Genomic DNA, 17,363 nt, shown 5'->3' with positions numbered 1-17,363 from the left:
ATTCGTGACATATCAAAGGGAAAAAGAGCAATCCGGGCGCCAATCAAAGGTTTGCCGGCAGTTTAAAATCTCTTAATTGTTTCGGGATCTTCGCTATCCTGATCCCTACAGGGTGTGATTTGAAGTTTGCCAAAGGTTTACACCCCTGACTGGTCACCCCAGGAGCGAGGCCGAAGTTCAACAGCTGTCAAAATTCAGAGTTGACGTCAGTTTCGTTGGCAGAGGAAAGGTTTATTGACAGGAAGAACTGCCGTCACACTGGAGGTTGAATGTGTGACGGCAAATTTTGACTATATTGATGTTCCCGAGGAGGAAAACCCGGGCTGTCGCTCAGCTTGAGCGGGTCTTGCAAAATGAGGATCTCTCAATCCCCACGACCTAGGATCATTCAAGCGGGGAATGTAGGATTCAAGCAGGTACTTTTGAAGTTGAGTGACCTGGGCATCCTTTTCGCCCCTGACCTCGACGGCCAGTTCCTGATGTCGAGACATATACTCAAGCAGTGCCGCCGAGTACACAGTGAGACCGTCAGATGCGGAGCAGGGATCGAGAAGGCTTTCCAGTTTGTTGATCTCCATCGACACGATCTCCATTGCCTGCTCAACAACCTCCTGCTCCTTACGAGACGTGACTTGAGTTCGCATCTGATAGAGCTTGGCAAAGTCCATTAATAGCTCACGCAGATGAACTGCTGTCTGATGTAAGCCCTTTCCCTCTAGCGCGAACCTGTATGAACTGCCCTTAGGCTCATTTACTCCCTCTAGCCGACTCCCCTTGCCGAGAACGGCCTCGATAAAGGATTTTGTTTCCTCCCGTTTGCTTGCGACCCTTTGGGACTTGTCGTCCAAAAGTCCCTTTGCTCTAGATTGCAGTTGAAGGTCGCCCTTAAGGTCGGCCTTTAACTCAGCGAGATTTCTCTCAAGCTTGTCGATGTCTTCCAGTTGTTTACCTACCATTTTTTCGGTGTTAGCCAGCAACCCACTCTTTTTACGTTCCATGGTATCGATAATTTTAGCCAATGGCTCTAGGCGTCGGATATTAATCTCCAGGACATCCTTGCCTTCTACTGCAAAGCCCTTCTCCTTACAGACGACGGGTTCTAGCTCCATGCCCATGGCAAAAGAGGCGATCGCAGCGAATACTCCGCAAATAATGATTTGCATAACTCTGATTGTTTTCATCGTTTTCTCCTTGGTTCTGGTTTGTTTGATGAAAGGGCCCGGTGGAGAAAACGATCAAGAGGCGGGCCCAAGTTCATTGAACCACCTTCCTGTTCAGGCGATGTCACGCCCAGGTCAGCCCTTTGTCAAAACTCTGCTAACTCCATTATTTCAGGCACTTAAGCGGTTATTTTAATGAAATCTCGTGCTCTGTTGAGAAAGAATGTCTCCGGTCCTCGCGCTGAGAACGATGCGCACCGTATCCCGAGGAAGATTCAGATGAAAAACATAAGCCAATTGATGGGGGCTGCCATCCGCCCACACCACGGGCCCCTGACTTGAGTAGATTTCTATATGCCCATACGGGCGAAGTTGCTCTAGCAAACTCTCTTGAGCCTCGATCAAGGTCATCTCGACGGCCAATTGAATCTCTGACTCAATAGACTTCAGGTTATTGTTGAACAGAAATCCAGCGCCCGAGTGTTTATTAGCCAGCACCCTCAACCAGGCCTGGTAGACGGGATAGCCTTTGTAAGTCTGCTGACTATCAAATATCAAAAATTGTCTGGTTTCATCCTGAACCGGGAGGCTTGCCACCTGCTCAGGTGGAATTCCCAGCTCGGGGACCAATTTTTGGATGAATCGGCCCATCTGCTCCCGGCTATTACCGATACTCGCCACTTCACCTCCGAGAATTCGCATCACTTTCCCTTTGTCATCCATGCGCACCCTCCATTGCCCCGGCCCCTGGGCGCGAAAGAATGCGGCAATGGATCTCTCCGTGGGATTAGACGAAACCCTTTTGCCAGGCATTTGGACGTTGGATTTACCGCCCATTCCTACCTTCTTGCCATCCTCTCTCCACGTGAGTCCAGATGGCGACTTTAAGGCGTTTGGCTCCCTCTCGGGATTGGACCCTGTGCTGGCTCCTGAGCTGTTCACACTCTGAGTATCTCCCCGCTCCTTTCGCTCGACCTCTGGTGCCTGAAGTCGACGGATGCCCCACAGGACGAAAAGCGTGAGAAGAAATAAAAGGACGAGTTTGATTCGACTATTCATGGCAAATCGACTTCCATTCGTTGGTACTCTTGACGGAATTGATCGACAAACTTTTCTCTTCCACTCTGATTGGCCATAGCCTCAATCACTTCAAAGGCCGAGGTGAATGTGTCGCGGGCGTCCAGACCTGAGAGGTGATCAATAAACAATCCCTCGACATCCTTCTCGATCCCTGCTGCCTTGGCATTGGCGTAAACCTCCCACCAAATTGAGGCATAGACGTTTCCCATGTCGTGGATTTCACCACCGGCCCGCTGATAATAATCGCGGGCTGTCAGATTGCGTTCCTTGGCATTGCCTGGGGCTCTGAGCCCATCAAGGCTATTGACGAAGTACTCGCCAATAATGCCCACTTCACCAAAGATCATAAAGGCATGGATATCCCCACCCCCTTCGTGAATCGCCCCGAGGCAACCGTTTTTGCTGGCACAGTTGCCGCCCACCCCAGCTCCGCGAGTGGCGGCAGCAATGTTGCCATGCCCGGCCTCGTGAACGGCGACGGTGACGTCCATGGCCAAGAGACTTCTGCCAGACGAGGAACCACTGTAACCCAGGGTGATACCCCGCCCATCAAAGTAGGCGTTATTGGACAATTGGGATTGGTAGACGACCACTGGGGCGCGAGTATCGGCCCAATAAAATTTGCCGGCCCTTTCTTGAAAGTGGCTCACCTGTCGGTTCAACCAATAAAAGCTCTGGATCTGCGCCAACTTTTGATCTGCATCTCCGGCAAATGGAAACTTCCAACTTCCGTTTTCAGCCTTTGCCAAACTCCTCGGCGCAACAATTCGAAAGTTCTTGTTACTCAAGGTGGTGTCCTCTGGAATCTTAAGCCCATACTGCATGATCTTGGCTTCGTCGGCAGCTTTGGCATTTGATATGGTTAACCGTGGAGAAAAACTCCCGCCATTGGCAAATACCGGGTTCTTGTAGACCAGGCAGACATTGTAAAGATCGTTTTCCAGGCAATCTGCCGCCTGGACTCCAGCTGGAACCGGGTCATCCCAGTTGAGAATCTCAGGCACAGCTGGGGGCGGCGGTTCTTCAGGGGGCGGCTCAACAATTGGCACCGGAGCGGTTGGACCTTGAGCCGATGACAACATCCCTGAGCCCTGCACCGGCTTGAATCCTTCCCCGCAGCCCAGACTGAAACCAGCGAAAAAAACAAAAACAGTGACCTTCCAACATTCCATGTTTGACCCCCTTTGGCCCCTATTGAGCCAAAGCCAAAGCACCCGCACTTGCCGTGTTCCTCTGTTTAGATTTTAGGATTTTAGATGGGGATTTGGTCCTGATAAATTCTGGGAGATACCAAGCCAATGGCCAAACAGAAGCGGACGGGCGAGCACATCAAGGGCCGGGAGTGGCGCACCGGGGAAGATGGCGTGTTAAACCACTTCATCCGATGGCTCCGCTCCCCCTTGTTAGAACCATCCATTGGGATTTCCCCAGAATGGCTCAGGAGCTGGCATTCAAAAAGGGCCTTTACCCATTCCAGATGTGATTAAGCTCTTCTCCACGCGTACTCACACCTTGAACCGACAAGTCCAATTTCTATTTTTCTCCTTCCGAAGAAAGAGAAAAGCACCATTAAAACTCAACTGATCGAAACCAGAAGAGTTCCACTCCAGAGATCCTCGCCCCGATTTGGGGCTTGGCGATCTCATCCGCCCCGCTTGTGAGCTTGGCGATTGGTTTCGTTGAGAACCTCAACTGAAAACAGCTGACGCCCTTAACTTGTCCAACCACTTTTGCTAAGGCTGGAGTACCTTACCGACACACAAGTGGTTCCGTGCTTTCATCATCACTCACTCCCGACATGTTATCCTTCCGCCCTTATAAAAGACTGCTGACCGCACTTGCCCAGTTCTTCGTCAGCAGGACTCGCCTTCGCCATCGTTCAGCTGGCTCGGCCCTTTTATGAGTCTCCAGTCGTTCGTTCTCAACTTTCGTCGACTCTTGGGTTTTTGAGGTTCGCTTTCGCTATAACCTGCCGGGTTGCCAAGTGTCCAATACGAACCCCTTGAACACTTTGTCGATCAGCCTCTCTCTGAGTAGTCACCTCCCCAAAGAGTGATCCAGGCTAAAACAGCAACCGAACAATTCTGTTTGCAGAGCTTTCATCTGCTTGAGTTCTGACTAGCTTCGCTGCCGTAGAACGTGAGCAAGAATCTAGTCTGCTTTCCCGAAAAAATCATGGCGGATGTGTCAAGTAAATGTGGTGATTTCGCCACAGAATTCAGATCCGTCAGCTCAGATATTCAAGCTCGTGATTAACTCCAATCGTCGGGACTCAACTCGCTGCCGATCGTGAGCTTCCACAAATACCAAGGGTCCGTCTCCTTGAAGGGCAATGGTGCACTTGAAGTAGGGATCTCCCTCTGAGTCGGTTGTCTCGATCACATCAGAGACGGCAACCTCTTGGACTGAGGCCCTGCGAGCTTCCACCCACCATAGGTGACGCCTGAAAATGGTGACACCTTTCGAATCGACAACCACAGTAATCAGGGGCTGAGAAAAGGCCCAACCGCAACCACCCAAGCCAAAGACCCAGAATACAAACAAAAGGGAAACGGCAAAGGGCTCTTGTCCGGGAAAGCCCCCATCGCGATAAAAGACGTAGGTGAACAGAGCCAGCAAGCCCATCCACAGGGCCATAAAAATTTGCGCAAATAATGGAACCCGGTTTGCGATTTTCATGCAACATTAAGCCTAGCAGATCTCTTTTTGGTTTCCAGCTCAGCCTGATCCCGACCCACGACAGCAAACCTGATCCTAGATGCCTCTTGCCCATGAGACCACTTTAGGAAAACCTTTCCCATTCGGAGAGATCGAATTGGTAAAAAAGTGGAACTGAAGATCCTAGTTGATTGATGCGTCACGCTTACAATAGAGCGGTGAATACGTCATACCCATGACCCCACCAAAAGGAGAATCCTATGTCTATGCGCTCGATCTCAACCTGGCTTATTTCACTCACTGCACTTTTGACCCTCTCATTGCCATCTTGGGCGAGCAATTACCCACCAGATTACCCCTTAAGTAGCGACTGCCAATCCGACGGGGAGGTTGAAGTGTGCCGATCGATCGGTTCTGATTGGGTGGCGATGAAGGTTTACTACCGTGGCCCTTTGACTCAACCTGGCTTACAGAGTGGCCTCTCGGTTTGGGCCAAACTCAATGGCCATGATGGATTTTTTAATATGGAAGTCTACCCCGGTTCCGCAAGTATTCACCCTTTGGCCAAGGCCACCATGTCCCAGTCGGGTTACGATTGCAGCCTTTTGCCCCGCACTTCAAGTGTGTGGAACTGCAAACAGCCAACCCCGGAAATGCAGCACCTATTGTTTTGGGCAAAACCTGAGCACGGCACTCTAAACGCCAATGCCTGGGATGTGGAAATTGCCATCAATCTCAATGGTACGGAAATCTGGGACAATAACGGCGGAGCAGGAAAGAACTATCGTTTCCGTTTCGAACCCTACGGATACACTTGGTGAGAGACTCCGCCCGACGCCCCTCGGCTAGCTAGCCTTGAAGTCCTCTTTGCGCAGGCCGTACTTATTCATGAGTTTGTTGAGCTGCCGAACGCCAATCTGGGCTCGTTCGGCAGCAAGGTTGATTTTGCCGTCACTTGATGCCAAGAGCTCAATCAGGTATTGACGTTCGAAGTTCTCCACGGTTCGATGGCGGGCTTCTGCCAAAGGCAAATCCAAATTCAGGGGCAGAATCGCCTGTTCTTGATCATTTTCGAACAATTCCTTTGGGAAGCTCTCGGTAGTGATCAGATTGGACTTCTCAATAATGTAAGCCCTCTCCACCAAGTTCTCTAACTCGCGAATGTTCCCGGGCCAGTGGTACTTTTGCAGAGCCCCAATCAGTTCAGACTGAAATCCCGCAATGTTTTTCATATAGGCTCTTTGCAGTCGCGCCAAAAGGGTCTCCAACAGGGCCGGCAAATCCTCCACCCGATCCCTTAGAGGGGGGATCAGAATGGGAAACACGTTCAATCGGAAGAACAGATCCCGACGGAACTTTCCCTGAGCCACCATTTCTTCCAGGTTTTCATTGGTGGCCGCTACAACTCGCACATCCACGCGAATATCAGACTCACCGCCGACCCTTTGAAAGATACCGTCCTGGAGAACCTGCAGAAGCTTGATCTGTGCGTTTGAAGAAAGAGTTGAAACCTCATCGAGGAAGATCGTTCCACGATCGGCCAACTCAAATTTGCCCATCTTCCGCTTAACGGCACCGGTAAAAGCCCCTTGCTCGTGTCCAAACAATTCACTTTCAACTAAACCTTCGGCGATGGCGCCACAGTGAACATGGATGAACTGTTTATCTTTGCGGCTACTATGCCGGTGAATCAGGCGAGCGAGAACACCTTTCCCCACTCCAGTCTCACCCGATAGTAAGGCCGTTGAGCGAGTGGGTGCCACATCGCGAATCTTTTCAAAGACTTCAACCATGACTTCGCTGGAGGTTTTGACGAGCTCCAAGGAATCAGGATCCCAGAACTGATCACGCAGGTAGTTCAGTTCTGCCAGACGGCGCTCCTGCCGCTGGATTTTTTCAATGAGCAAATCCATTTCGATAGGATCAATGGGATAGGTTAAATAGTTGTCCGCCGATGCCTTGACCAGATCCACCACTTCACGAACTGAGTCCGCACTTGTGAGCAAGACAAACTTGGACTCAGGCTGATGAGCCCTGATTTCCTCCATCATGCCGCTTTCGTTGGCTCTGGGATTGCGCAGGAACTCCATATCAAAAAAACAAATGTCGAAGCGACCGACCTTCATCTCTTCCATGGCCGACAGGCGATTGCCGGCAAGGACCACCTCATGTTTTGTAGCTAAACTCTCACGGGCAGCCCCAAGAGTAGCGTCATCCGAACTGGCGAGTAAAAACCGCATGAAACCAAATCCTCCCTGACCTGGATCTCCATTTTACTCCCGGCCTGATTGCCCTGACAATGAAGTCCCCCGTGACCCCCTAGATCTAGGTCCTGGTTTTCCGCAGAATTCGGAATTCCCCGTTCCCGATTCACCCCAAAAACCAGATCTCGTGGTTCCGATTGACCCTTCTTCTCCAACGAGATCAAACCTGCCCATGGCCCCAACTTTGCTGATGTCTCTCATTGATGCAAATTAAACCCGACCTCCAATCCATTCAAGGTCTCGTTAGCGGTTTTCGCTGGAACGAAAAGGGTGACGTGATCGAATTCCAAATATGTTCCCCCAATGAAACCGACTACCGGGTTATCCCCGAGGGACCTGGCCTCCATCTCTCCCCATTCCTGCGACAATGGGTCCAAGTCATTGGCGAGGTCATCCAGGATGAGAACGGGGTCCTCATTCGAATTCATCAGGTCATCCCTGGGAAAACCCGCGTGTCGAGGCAAGTCCGATGAGACGAACACCTGACGGCGTATCTATCTACCCTAGGAGATCGGAACTGCCAGTTCCGAAGTTTCCAGTGAGGCCCGAACTCAATCGATTTGAGTTGGCATTACAATTGAAATCAATGTTTGTTGACGAACCCATACACCCAACCGGAGGACAGGAATGAAGATTTCCAAACTTTGTGCATTAACACTTTTGTTGGTGGCCTTTTGCACACCTAACGTTTACGCCCAGGATGAGGGCGATGACCCCTTTGATGATGGCGGAGCGGCGGTGGAAGAGTCCGCACCGATGGACGGTGGGGAAGGCGAAGACGCATTCGCGGAACCTGCTCCTGAAGAAGAGGCCCCAAAGCCAGTGGCAAAGCCTGAACCGGCAAAACCCAAGCCTGCGGCCAAGAAAAAAGAAATGAAAAGAGCTAAAAAGGAAGGCAAAAAGAAAAAGGTCGCCAAAAAAGGCAAAGGCAAGAAAGCCGGCAAGAAGAAAAAAGAAAAGAAGGACATCTGATTCTTTTTGACGCTTCGGGACCTGCCATCCGGGCACTGTTTAAGGTAAGAACTCCCTATGGAGTTGAACCCTTTTAGCTTTGCGCGGATGGAAGCCCAGGCTCTGATCAACCTGACTCAGGGCCTAAAAAAACTGGTTGCAAAACACCTATGGGCCAAGATTCTTTTTGGCCTTTTTCTAGGCCTGGCGGTGGGCCTGCTTCTTAGCCCCAACTTGAACCTCGTCTCACCTCGCATGGCAGAAGTGACAACCTCCTGGCTTGCATTGCCGGGTCAGCTGTTTCTGAGTCTTGTACAGATGGTGGTCATCCCATTGGTTTTTGCCTCGGTGGTTCGCGGGGTCGCAGCAGGCGATAGCATTGAACAACTCAAGTCTCTTGGACTCAAAGTGGGGCTCTACTATTTGTTCACCACAATTGTGGCGGTCTCGATCGGCCTGGCGATTGCTTCGGCGATTCAGCCCGGACGCCATATGGACAAGGAAACCGTAAGTAAGATGCTGCCCCAGGACTCCAAACAAAGTGGCCCTGATGTCACAAATGGAATTACCACCCCAAGCCTCAAGGAGATTATCCCCTCATTGATTCCGCAAAACCCGCTGGGAGCTATTGTCGGGGGCGAAATGTTGCAGATTGTGCTTCTCGCACTCTTTATGGGTATAGCCTTGATGAGTCTTCGTGAGGATGTGGCCCGTCCTCTTTTGGAACTTCTCAACTCCCTGCAACAGGTTTCAATGGTCGTTATCCATTGGGCGATGTACTTGGCCCCCATCGCTGTTTTTGGTCTTATGACTCGACTCATGTATCAAGTGGGCCTCGATGCCTTGCTGGGATTGGGAATCTATGTGGGCACAGTCCTACTGGGACTGGCCTTGGTGATGGTTTTCTACATGGTTTTGCTTACCTTTATGAGCCATCAAAATCCCTGGAATTTTCTCGGTCAGATTCGTGAGGTTCAGTTGCTCGCTTTCTCAACTTCGAGTTCAGCTGCGGTTATGCCGCTGACGATCGAGACTGCGCAAAAAAAGTTAGGCATCCGCCCCTCGATTGCCCAATTTCTTATTCCTCTTGGAACGACGATTAACATGGATGGAACTGCACTCTATCAGGGAGTGGCCACTGTTTTTTTGGCGCAGATTTTCCAGATAGATCTTTCTTTTGGTCAAATGATTCTGGTGGTCGTCACCGCGACTGCGGCATCGATTGGCGCACCTGGTACACCGGGCGTGGGCATTGTGGTCTTGTCCATGATTCTTTCCAGTATTGGTGTTCCACCTAGCGGAATCGTTCTCATTATGGGAGTCGACCGGGTCCTAGATATGTGCCGAACCATTATCAACGTCAGTGGGGATTTGACCGCCGCATCCATCATGGACCGATTGGTTCCCAAGATTCAGGAGTCGGGCCAAAGGTCACCCAAGAACTCCTGAACAATCTCCACGTCCTTACCCGTTGCCAAATGAAGAATGGCGTCGCCCTGATTGACCAATGGTATACTGGTCACCCCAATAATGACTCCAGGTTTTTTAGCCACAATCTCTTCCCGATCCCGGTCAAAGGGGTCAGAAACCACACCCAGGATTTCCCCCTCCTTCACCAAATCACCCAAATGTTTTTTCAAACGCAAACAACCACTTCGCGGCGCCCTTAGCCAGTGACTGGCTTTGGCGAGAAAGGGCTTTTTGCGGGGTTTTGCATCGGGTAGCGGCGGCAGCATGTCAATCGCCCGCATGACACGCATGCATCCCTGAAGCCCAGAGCGGATCACGTGCTCTTCAAAACGCAGGGCTTCACCGCCCTCAAATAACAAAATTGGAATCTTGTTTTCGAAAGCCATTTCACGCAGAGAGCCATCCCGTGACTCGGAATGAAGAATCAATGGGGCACCAAACACTTCGGCCAATTCCATAGCTTTTTGGTCACCGAGACTGGTACGGATATGGGGCAGATTTTGTCGATGAATGGCCGCCGTGTGCAGATCAATCCCATGGGTGGATTGAAGGATGATCTCATTTAACAAAATGTGAGCCAACCGCGCCGCCAATGATCCATCCTCGTTGCCAGGGAAAGAGCGATTAAGATCGCGACGATCCGGAAGGTACCGAGACTTGTTATTAAAGCCAAAGACGTTGACGATCGGAACGGCAATTAATGTGCCTCTCAAATGCGCCAGATCCTTTCGTCGTAACAATCGACGAATAATCTCCACACCATTGATTTCGTCGCCGTGAATGGCTCCTGTCACAAACAAGGTGGGACCCGGCTCCTTGCCGCGAATCACCTCTACCGGCATCCCAACGGTGGTAAAATCGTAAAGGCGCGCCACCTCTATGACGAACCGCTTGCGTTCACCTGGATTAATTTCTTTTTCCGCAATCACCAATGGTTTCATCTGCGTCAGGCCCCAAAATACTTATTGCCGGTGGAATGTCCCAGCAAATAGGACTTCCCCGGGTGAACTAGAAAGCCCTTGCGAATGGCCTGCCGGCCTAAAAGCATACGGAAACCCATGATGTCCCGATTCACCAGCGTAATTTCAATCATCCATTCCACATCGCCCAGGCGAATGGGGGTTTCAATCACCGGTCGCACAGAAGATGTTCCCGTTGAACTGGTCACTCTGCGCTCCTCGATCAAATGGGCCCGACACCGTCGAACAGGCTTTGAACTATGCTGCTTGGGGTGAATATTAAATTCCACATATTCCTGACGACCGACGCGAATCTTCTTGATGTCGGTCACATGCAGTGCCGATGTCCGAGCGCCCGTATCCACTTTGACTTTGATTTGTCTGACTCCCAGTTCGGGAAGCTCCAGCCATTCCCGCCAACCAATAATGGGTCTATTTTTCACTGGACGCGCCAATTATCCTCCCAACTTCGACCTTCAAAGGGGCTGTTGCCGAAGTGGGCTGCGCTGGTTCTTTGACAGGTACTTGTCTGATCAATCTAGGCCGCTCTCCCCTCCTCGGTCACCTTATAACTCATGGCGTCGCCAAGGGCATCCTCATAATATATTGAAATGAAAGGCCTAATTCCATTTGCTTTTCATTCTAATATTTTTTAGAATATTAGAATGAATGCTGGTGAGCATGGATTCAAAAGTCAGATCTACGACCAACTCTCGCGTATTGGCAAGGCCGTGGCTCACCCAGGAAGACTTGAACTGTTGGATTTGCTCAGTCAGGGCGAGAGGTCAGTTGAAGCTCTCTCCCAGCAGTCCTTGCTTGGGCATAAGAATACCAGCGCCCAACTCAAAGAGCTGCGCACCGCTCGCCTGGTCCGGTCGCGAAGAAAAGGTAAACACATTTATTATCGTCTCGCCGATGACTCCGTGTTGGCTTTCATCCATTTACTTAGGCGGCAGGCTGAAAAGCAGTACCCCGAGTTGGATTCTCTGATTCGCAGTCGCCTGCCTGAAAACCAGGATCTTCTCCCTACTCATCGGCAAAAGGATATGGTGGCAAAGGCGGCTACTGGCAAAGTTGTCTTAATAGACGTGAGACCTGAGGAAGAGTACCGCGCCGGACATTTGCCTCATGCCCTCTCCATTCCTATCAAACGACTGACTGAGAAAATTGCTGATCTCCCCCGGGGTAAAGAGATGGTGGTTTATTGCCGCGGCCCCTATTGCGTGTGGGCGGCTGATGCGGTCCAGCTCCTGCTTGAACGGAGCTTTAGTGCCTACCGAATGGAAATGGGCGTGGGAGAATGGCAGCTAATGGGCGAAGCACTTGAGATCTCAGAGGACAGCGATGAATAGCGAAATCCTAGTCGCCTACGACTGGATCATCCGGTTTGGGTTTTTTCTCAGCATTTTCCTGGTGATGGCCTTTTGGGAGTGGCTCCGCCCCGCCTTGAATCGTAGCTACGGTCGCTTGCTCCGTTGGCGATCCAACTTGGGAATTGTCGCGCTAAACACCTTGATATTGAACTCTTTGGGGGTGAGTTCGGCTCTGGCTTATGCATGGACTCTAGAAAAGACGGGGCTTGGCCTCCTCAACAAGGCCGCCTGGCCCCTGTGGGTGACTGTTCCAATGACCGTCATCTCTATGGACCTGGCCATCTACCTTCAACATTTGCTTTTCCATCGCGTGCCAATTCTTTGGCGCCTCCACCGCATGCACCACGCTGACTTGGATTTTGACGTCACAACAGGAGCCCGCTTTCATCCTATAGAAATCGTCTTGTCCATGGGTATCAAGCTAACTGTTATCTCTCTGATTGGCCCCCCGGTGCTCGGGGTTTTGGCCTTTGAGGTGATTCTTAACGGGATGGCCATGTTTAATCATAGCAACATCACATTACCAAAGATTGCAGACGGACTTCTGCGCCTGATCGTGGTGACTCCTGATATGCACCGTATTCACCATTCGGTAAGAGTCAGGGAAACCCACAGCAACTATGGATTCAATCTTTCGTGGTGGGATCGGATTTTCCGAACATATATTGACGAGTCGAAAGACAAGGCGAACATCAGCATTGGCCTGCCCATTTTTCGCCATCCTAAATACCTGAAACTGCGCTGGATGTTGGCCATTCCGTTTATGAACGAGGTACCTCTCCCAAACCAAGAGATTCACGAAACTCCGAAGGAGTCTTACCAGTCTGGCGCTTAAAGGCTGAATTAAAAGTGGACTTAGAGTTAAATCCCACCGAGTAAGCGATGTTCAAAATAGACTGGCCTTTGAACTCATCACTCTTAAAACGACGAATCACTTCGTCGACTCGATAGCGATTAAGGATTTCATAAAAACTCATCCCTAATCCCAGATTAAGAACTTGAGACATATGATGGCGAGGAACCTGAGTGGCCTTAGACAGGGCGCTCATTTGGAAATTCGGGTCCAAATAATCATCTGAGCTGGCAAAGAAATTCAATGTCCTTTCAACCATCTCTTCCAGATGCTTTTGGTTGAGCTGAGAAAACTGGTACTTTGAGGAAGGAACATCATCATGAACTGCCTTTGAATCTAATGCGTGTTGGTTTGATTGCTCCAGCTGAACGTAGGAAAGAAGAAGCTGCTCCACCAGCTGTTTTCTCTGCAGCAGCAGGAAGTCAACAATAGGAATGGCCAGCCACGGCACTAAGATGGCGGGCACCATTTCATCAATGCTGGTTAGGCCAATCCTCTCCAATGGCCGGGCCAAAACAAAAACGTTAAACAACACACCGGCAGAATTAATGGTCGCCAAGAAGACTGCCACTCTTTTGTAGCGACGGCGATCCAGTATAAGGGACAACCCCACAATCACCAAAACCAGCCAACGATAAGCGATTGGGTGCCCGATCACCACCGTCTGCATAAATATCACAACCAATGTTGAACCGAGAATGAGTCGATCCACCCAGGCAAAGACCTTGCGCCGAGACAAGGGGATCGCGATCAGGAAAGACGATAAAATCATCAGGTCCGCCCACATATCCGAGTTTTCAACTGAAAGAGTCCCCGTCACGGACTTGAAAACCAGCTGCAAGGAGGACACAAAGATGCCCACTCCAAGAATGATTCTATAGGCGCTGTCTCTGGCCTGGTCGATTTTCCCTTCAAGGCTCATGATTTACCCCGAACATCTGAACCCCAAACTAGGACTCACATTGACCAAGGTCAATTGAAGTTTTCTTTACAAAACGAAGACTCTTTACTGGCTGAGGAAATCCTGAACAAAGGGAGTTGCTGGATGGGCTTTCACCTCGCCGGGCGAACCTACCTGGACGACCAGCCCGTCTTTCATGATCACCATGCGATCACTCATGGAGGTCGCTTCAATTTGATCGTGAGTAACGTAAACCACCGTGGTCTTGGTTTCCTGTTGGATGCGGCGAATGTCCTGGCGCATTTTTCCTCTCAGTTTGGCATCTAGATTCGACAGCGGCTCGTCCAACAGCAGAACTCGGGGCTTCATCACCAGCCCTCGGGCCAAGGCGACTCTCTGTTGCTGCCCACCGCTCAGTTGGTTGGGCATACGCTCCTCCAGCCCGCCCAATTCGACCATGGTTAAAACCGCGTTCACCCTTTCCGCGATTTCACCTTTAGCCACACTTGCCACCTTTAAAGGATAGGCCACATTAGCGAATACATTCATGTGAGGCCAAACCGCGTAGCTTTGAAAGACCATCCCCACATGGCGCTTCTCCGGAGCAACGAAAATTCCCTCGTCGACCGAGGAAACGGTTTCGCCATCAATGAGAATCTTTCCTTGGGTGCTTCTCTCCAAGCCTGCAATCATCCGCAAGCAGGTGGTTTTTCCGCAGCCCGAAGGCCCGAGAAGGGCGACAAACTCCCCATCTGCGATCTCAAGGTTCACCTGACTCACCACTTGAATTTTGCCATAGGACTTACCTAAATCCTGCAAGGACACCGAACTCATAATCCGTACTTCCCTTTAGAAACTGTTTTTACAATCACATTGACGGCTGTTACGCTCATGACAATCACCAGGGCCAACACTGCGGCCCCACCGCCCGAAACGTCAGCGTATTCCTGAAGTTGAAAGAGCAAAGTCCCGACTGTTTCCATCCCTGGCCCTGACAACATCACCGTCATGGTCAGTTCACTAAATACTGGCATAAAAACCAGAAACCAAGCGGCCACCAAAGAGGGTTTAAGCAGTGGCATCCAAATGGTCCTCAGACTCTGAAACCAGCTTGCTCCAGAGACCCGCGCCGCCTCGCCGAGGCAGTCATGAATCTGACTGAAACCATCGCCAGCCGTGCGCACTGAGAAATTCAAATACTTGGTCACATAGGCCAACCACAACAAGGCCAGAGTATTGTAGAGGCTCGGCAAAACTCCGAACAGACGACCGGAAAAAGTCATGATCAAAGCCAGGGCCACCACGGTGCCCGGAATGGAAAAGGGAATGGCGCTCATCACTTCCAAGAGGGACCTTCCCCGCACCCTCGTCTTCTGTTGGATATAGGCAATGAGTGCTCCCAATAGAGTGGCAGCCGTCGCCGCACCGACACCTAAACGAAGGGAGTTCCAAAGGGCACGGCCGGTTTCATCCATCTCCAAAAACACCCGACCAAAGTTGGCCAGACTGAAGTTGTCTGCGCTCCAAACTCCAGGCACACGAGATAGGGCCGTGAGGAGAACACCTCCCACCGGCAAAACAAACAACACAAAAAGTCCGCTGATCATCATGATGATGATGGGCCCCTTCCATCGGTCTAACTCGATGAGGCTTGCTCTGGCTGCCTTCCCCCCCACCATTTGAAAACTCAATCGGCGATTTAATGCCTGGTTGAAAACCAAAACGGCAATGGCCAACACCAAAAGCACAAGAGATAGGGCGCCCGCCTGATAAATGCCGTTGAGCGATCCCATTTTCTGGAGAGTGTAGATTTTCGTCGTCATTAAAAAGATCCGCGCCGGACTGCCAATCAAGGCCGGCACCCCGAAACTAGCGGCCGAGGCCAGACCGACGAGCAGGGCTCCGCTCAAGAGCGAAGGCAAAGCCAGGGGCAACATGATTTGGCCGAGCACCCGTAAGGGCGATGCACCTGAAAGGCGCGCGGCCTCGATCAAAGAACTATCCATGCGATCAAAGGTGGAAAGCAGACTGAGGAGCACAAAGGTGTAGAGAAAACTGGCCATCACCCAGATTAAGCCCGGATAGGTGTAAATATTCAGCGACCCTTGACCAAAGATTTGGGTCAAAAAGCCATTAGTGGGGTTGGCCAAATAAATCCAGGCTATGGCGCCAATGTAGGGAGGAATGGCGTAGGGCAAACAGTAAAGGGAACGGAACAAACTCGCCTTTGGGAGATCGGTTTGGGTCATCAGCCAGGCCAGGGGCAGAGCCAGCAGAACACTGATCCCCGATGTGGCCAGACTCACAAACAAGGTGTTGCTGATGGCTTTGAGTGTTGAACGGTTTTGCACAACGTAGAGAAGGGGCTCTAGATCAAGTGTTTGGTCAGGTCCCGAAAACAGCACCTTCCAAAACAAGGTCAAAAATGGATACACACAAGTGAGAACCAAGAGTAGGACGCCGAGTCCCAGCACCACGGGTGCCGACAACAAACTCTCACTCATCCTGACTCTTAATCCCCTCATTCCATTCCCTTAGTCGAACATAATTTGCGAGAAACGCTCTTTAATGTCCTGGCGCTCTTTCACAACTTTACTTAAGAACTCCTGAGTCCAGGGGAAGGCACTTTTGCTGATGTCAGAAAAAGGCGGAGCCCCTTCTGGTGGTGCCACAGATGCAAGCGGAGAGTACATATAAGACCGGGTCATGGCCTCCTGCCCTTTTTTGCTGTACAGCCAATTCGCCAGTTTTTCTGCCCACTCGCGACTTTCTCCTGGTTTCTTGGTGATCGCCATCACATTGGATTGGATGACCACGCCATCTGCTGGATACAGCGTCTTAATCCTTTTATCCTTCTTTTGTAGGCGCAGCAGATTCTCCATTAGCACCCAGCCGATGGGCCTTTCTTTACTTTGGATGCGGCGGAGGACACCGCTGTTGCCCCCTTGAGATATAGTCTCATTCCGCCTTAAGGCTTCGATGTACTCCCAACCATAGGCATTTTGCAACATGGCCACCGTGGTGAAGTTGGTCCCCGAAGCCAATGGACTTCCCGTCGTCAACTTGCCCTTCCACTTGGGATCAGCCATTTCTTTGAAACTCTTGGGAACCTCATCCTGAGAAAACACCTCACCATTATAAACCATCACCATAACGGGAATACTCACCGTCGAGTAGAATCCCTGGGGGTGCCTCAAGGTATCAGGAACTTCCGAACCATTTGGCGGCCGATAGGCATGAAGGAATCCGCGATCCGAAAGCTCCTCATACCAAAAACGATCAGAAGAAATCAGCACATCGGCCTGGCAGTGCCCAGCAATCAACTCTGCATTGACCTTTGCCGCAATCTCTTCAGATCCGGCCTGATACCACTTGATTTCCACGCCGGGAAGATCTTGATCCAACTGCGTTTTCAAGTCCTGAATAGTGTCTTTGTACATAGAGGTATAAACCCACAAGACTGGTTTCTCCGGCTTGCCCCACTCACAACCCGTGATCACCACCAGCCCACAAAGGAGAATCTGAATTCTCAACCAAATCCTGGCCAAAGCCCTCACCTGACACCATCCCTTTTGCATCACCCAATTAACCAGCCCAGGACATGGATGTCAGCAACAACCCCTCACCAACGCACCTCGTATTCGCACCCTGCGCCATTACAGGAATCCTTTGCCCTCTCGCTGAAGGGACCCTA

Annotated in this window: 17 protein-coding genes; 5 read left to right on the top strand and 12 right to left on the bottom strand. The window is 51.0% G+C overall.

All coding sequences use genetic code 11. The features are described from left to right. Positions 1-290 precede the first annotated feature (290 nt). The 4 genes from H6624_03640 to H6624_03625 all read right to left on the bottom strand — a co-directional run bounded on the left by H6624_03640 (position 291) and on the right by H6624_03625 (position 4,919). Complete coding sequence (locus H6624_03640; protein ID MCB9083408.1) at positions 291-1,181, bottom strand: hypothetical protein; 891 nt, start codon at positions 1,179-1,181, stop codon at positions 291-293. 171 nt (positions 1,182-1,352) lie between these two features. After that, positions 1,353-2,219, bottom strand: a complete 867-nt coding sequence (locus H6624_03635) for a hypothetical protein (GenBank protein ID MCB9083407.1) — start codon at positions 2,217-2,219, stop codon at positions 1,353-1,355. Then, positions 2,216-3,412, bottom strand: coding sequence for a M36 family metallopeptidase (locus tag H6624_03630; protein MCB9083406.1), 1,197 nt, complete (start codon positions 3,410-3,412; stop codon positions 2,216-2,218). Before H6624_03630 ends, H6624_03635 begins: the two co-directional genes overlap by 4 nt. Positions 3,413-4,472: 1,060 nt before the next feature. Continuing rightward, positions 4,473-4,919 carry a hypothetical protein gene (locus H6624_03625; protein ID MCB9083405.1) on the bottom strand — a complete coding sequence of 149 codons (447 nt, stop codon included), beginning with the start codon at positions 4,917-4,919 and terminating at the stop codon, positions 4,473-4,475. Positions 4,920-5,158: 239 nt separating this feature from the next. On the opposite strand from H6624_03625, the gene H6624_03620 reads away from it, so the two are divergent. After that, complete coding sequence (locus H6624_03620) at positions 5,159-5,719, top strand: hypothetical protein (GenBank protein ID MCB9083404.1); 561 nt, start codon at positions 5,159-5,161, stop codon at positions 5,717-5,719. 24 nt (positions 5,720-5,743) lie between these two features. Here the strand turns inward: H6624_03620 and H6624_03615 are convergent, their stop codons facing one another. Both H6624_03615 and H6624_03610 read right to left on the bottom strand, forming a co-directional pair. After that, the gene (locus tag H6624_03615; GenBank protein ID MCB9083403.1) at positions 5,744-7,138 is read right to left on the bottom strand and encodes a sigma-54-dependent Fis family transcriptional regulator; all 1,395 of its coding nucleotides are present in this window, start codon (positions 7,136-7,138) and stop codon (positions 5,744-5,746) included. A gap of 221 nt (positions 7,139-7,359) precedes the next feature. After that, entirely contained in the window at positions 7,360-7,590 is a 231-nt protein-coding gene (locus tag H6624_03610; protein MCB9083402.1) for a hypothetical protein, read from the bottom strand. A gap of 199 nt (positions 7,591-7,789) precedes the next feature. Between H6624_03610 and H6624_03605 the strand changes: the two genes are divergently transcribed. Both H6624_03605 and H6624_03600 read left to right on the top strand, forming a co-directional pair. Beyond that, positions 7,790-8,134 (top strand): hypothetical protein, encoded by a 345-nt coding sequence (locus H6624_03605; GenBank protein ID MCB9083401.1) that lies wholly within the window; start codon positions 7,790-7,792, stop codon positions 8,132-8,134. Between the two features lie 57 nt (positions 8,135-8,191). Beyond that, positions 8,192-9,562 (top strand): dicarboxylate/amino acid:cation symporter, encoded by a 1,371-nt coding sequence (locus tag H6624_03600; protein ID MCB9083400.1) that lies wholly within the window; start codon positions 8,192-8,194, stop codon positions 9,560-9,562. Here the strand turns inward: H6624_03600 and H6624_03595 are convergent. Together H6624_03595 and H6624_03590 are read right to left on the bottom strand one after the other, a co-directional pair. Continuing rightward, complete coding sequence (locus H6624_03595) at positions 9,526-10,524, bottom strand: succinylglutamate desuccinylase/aspartoacylase family protein (GenBank protein ID MCB9083399.1); 999 nt, start codon at positions 10,522-10,524, stop codon at positions 9,526-9,528. The two genes, H6624_03600 and H6624_03595, sit on opposite strands and share 37 nt — an antisense overlap. Before the next feature lie 5 nt (positions 10,525-10,529). Beyond that, on the bottom strand, positions 10,530-10,997 hold the full coding sequence (locus H6624_03590; GenBank protein MCB9083398.1) for an ATP-dependent zinc protease: 468 nt from the start codon (positions 10,995-10,997) through the stop codon (positions 10,530-10,532). A 210-nt stretch (positions 10,998-11,207) separates the two neighbouring features. Here H6624_03590 and H6624_03585 point away from each other — a divergent pair, with 210 nt between their 5' ends. Together H6624_03585 and H6624_03580 are read left to right on the top strand one after the other, a co-directional pair. Next, positions 11,208-11,894 (top strand): metalloregulator ArsR/SmtB family transcription factor, encoded by a 687-nt coding sequence (locus tag H6624_03585; protein ID MCB9083397.1) that lies wholly within the window; start codon positions 11,208-11,210, stop codon positions 11,892-11,894. Continuing rightward, positions 11,887-12,750 carry a sterol desaturase family protein gene (locus H6624_03580; protein MCB9083396.1) on the top strand — a complete coding sequence of 288 codons (864 nt, stop codon included), beginning with the start codon at positions 11,887-11,889 and terminating at the stop codon, positions 12,748-12,750. The genes H6624_03585 and H6624_03580 overlap by 8 nt, the downstream gene beginning before the upstream one ends. Here the strand turns inward: H6624_03580 and H6624_03575 are convergent. From H6624_03575 to H6624_03560, 4 genes are all read right to left on the bottom strand, one after another. Continuing rightward, the gene (locus H6624_03575) at positions 12,677-13,690 is read right to left on the bottom strand and encodes an AraC family transcriptional regulator (GenBank protein MCB9083395.1); all 1,014 of its coding nucleotides are present in this window, start codon (positions 13,688-13,690) and stop codon (positions 12,677-12,679) included. The two genes, H6624_03580 and H6624_03575, sit on opposite strands and share 74 nt — an antisense overlap. Positions 13,691-13,774: 84 nt before the next feature. Then, on the bottom strand, positions 13,775-14,503 hold the full coding sequence (locus H6624_03570; protein MCB9083394.1) for an ABC transporter ATP-binding protein: 729 nt from the start codon (positions 14,501-14,503) through the stop codon (positions 13,775-13,777). Continuing rightward, entirely contained in the window at positions 14,500-16,173 is a 1,674-nt protein-coding gene (locus H6624_03565) for an iron ABC transporter permease (protein ID MCB9083393.1), read from the bottom strand. Before H6624_03565 ends, H6624_03570 begins: the two co-directional genes overlap by 4 nt. A 30-nt stretch (positions 16,174-16,203) precedes the next feature. Then, complete coding sequence (locus tag H6624_03560) at positions 16,204-17,217, bottom strand: extracellular solute-binding protein (protein MCB9083392.1); 1,014 nt, start codon at positions 17,215-17,217, stop codon at positions 16,204-16,206. Positions 17,218-17,363: the final 146 nt, after the last annotated feature.

This window comes from Pseudobdellovibrionaceae bacterium, from assembly GCA_020635075.1.
GTDB lineage: Bacteria > Bdellovibrionota > Bdellovibrionia > Bdellovibrionales > UBA1609 > JADZEO01.
Note: the sequence above shows the minus strand (reverse complement) of the source record. Positions and strands in the feature narration are given on the sequence as shown.

What these genes read in the sequence shown, in the direction of transcription:
- H6624_03630 (MCB9083406.1), bottom strand. Translation starts at nt 3,412, where the DNA reads ATGGAATGTTGGAAGGTCACTGTTTTTGTTTTTTTCGCTGGTTTCAGT.
- H6624_03635 (MCB9083407.1), bottom strand. Translation starts at nt 2,219, where the DNA reads ATGAATAGTCGAATCAAACTCGTCCTTTTATTTCTTCTCACGCTTTTC.
- H6624_03610 (MCB9083402.1), bottom strand. Translation starts at nt 7,590, where the DNA reads ATGAATTCGAATGAGGACCCCGTTCTCATCCTGGATGACCTCGCCAAT.
- H6624_03605 (MCB9083401.1), top strand. Translation starts at nt 7,790, where the DNA reads ATGAAGATTTCCAAACTTTGTGCATTAACACTTTTGTTGGTGGCCTTT.
- H6624_03595 (MCB9083399.1), bottom strand. Translation starts at nt 10,524, where the DNA reads ATGAAACCATTGGTGATTGCGGAAAAAGAAATTAATCCAGGTGAACGC.
- H6624_03565 (MCB9083393.1), bottom strand. Translation starts at nt 16,173, where the DNA reads ATGAGTGAGAGTTTGTTGTCGGCACCCGTGGTGCTGGGACTCGGCGTC.
- H6624_03640 (MCB9083408.1), bottom strand. Translation starts at nt 1,181, where the DNA reads ATGAAAACAATCAGAGTTATGCAAATCATTATTTGCGGAGTATTCGCT.
- H6624_03600 (MCB9083400.1), top strand. Translation starts at nt 8,192, where the DNA reads ATGGAGTTGAACCCTTTTAGCTTTGCGCGGATGGAAGCCCAGGCTCTG.
- H6624_03580 (MCB9083396.1), top strand. Translation starts at nt 11,887, where the DNA reads ATGAATAGCGAAATCCTAGTCGCCTACGACTGGATCATCCGGTTTGGG.
- H6624_03585 (MCB9083397.1), top strand. Translation starts at nt 11,208, where the DNA reads ATGAATGCTGGTGAGCATGGATTCAAAAGTCAGATCTACGACCAACTC.
- H6624_03615 (MCB9083403.1), bottom strand. Translation starts at nt 7,138, where the DNA reads ATGCGGTTTTTACTCGCCAGTTCGGATGACGCTACTCTTGGGGCTGCC.
- H6624_03625 (MCB9083405.1), bottom strand. Translation starts at nt 4,919, where the DNA reads ATGAAAATCGCAAACCGGGTTCCATTATTTGCGCAAATTTTTATGGCC.
- H6624_03620 (MCB9083404.1), top strand. Translation starts at nt 5,159, where the DNA reads ATGTCTATGCGCTCGATCTCAACCTGGCTTATTTCACTCACTGCACTT.
- H6624_03575 (MCB9083395.1), bottom strand. Translation starts at nt 13,690, where the DNA reads ATGAGCCTTGAAGGGAAAATCGACCAGGCCAGAGACAGCGCCTATAGA.
- H6624_03570 (MCB9083394.1), bottom strand. Translation starts at nt 14,503, where the DNA reads ATGAGTTCGGTGTCCTTGCAGGATTTAGGTAAGTCCTATGGCAAAATT.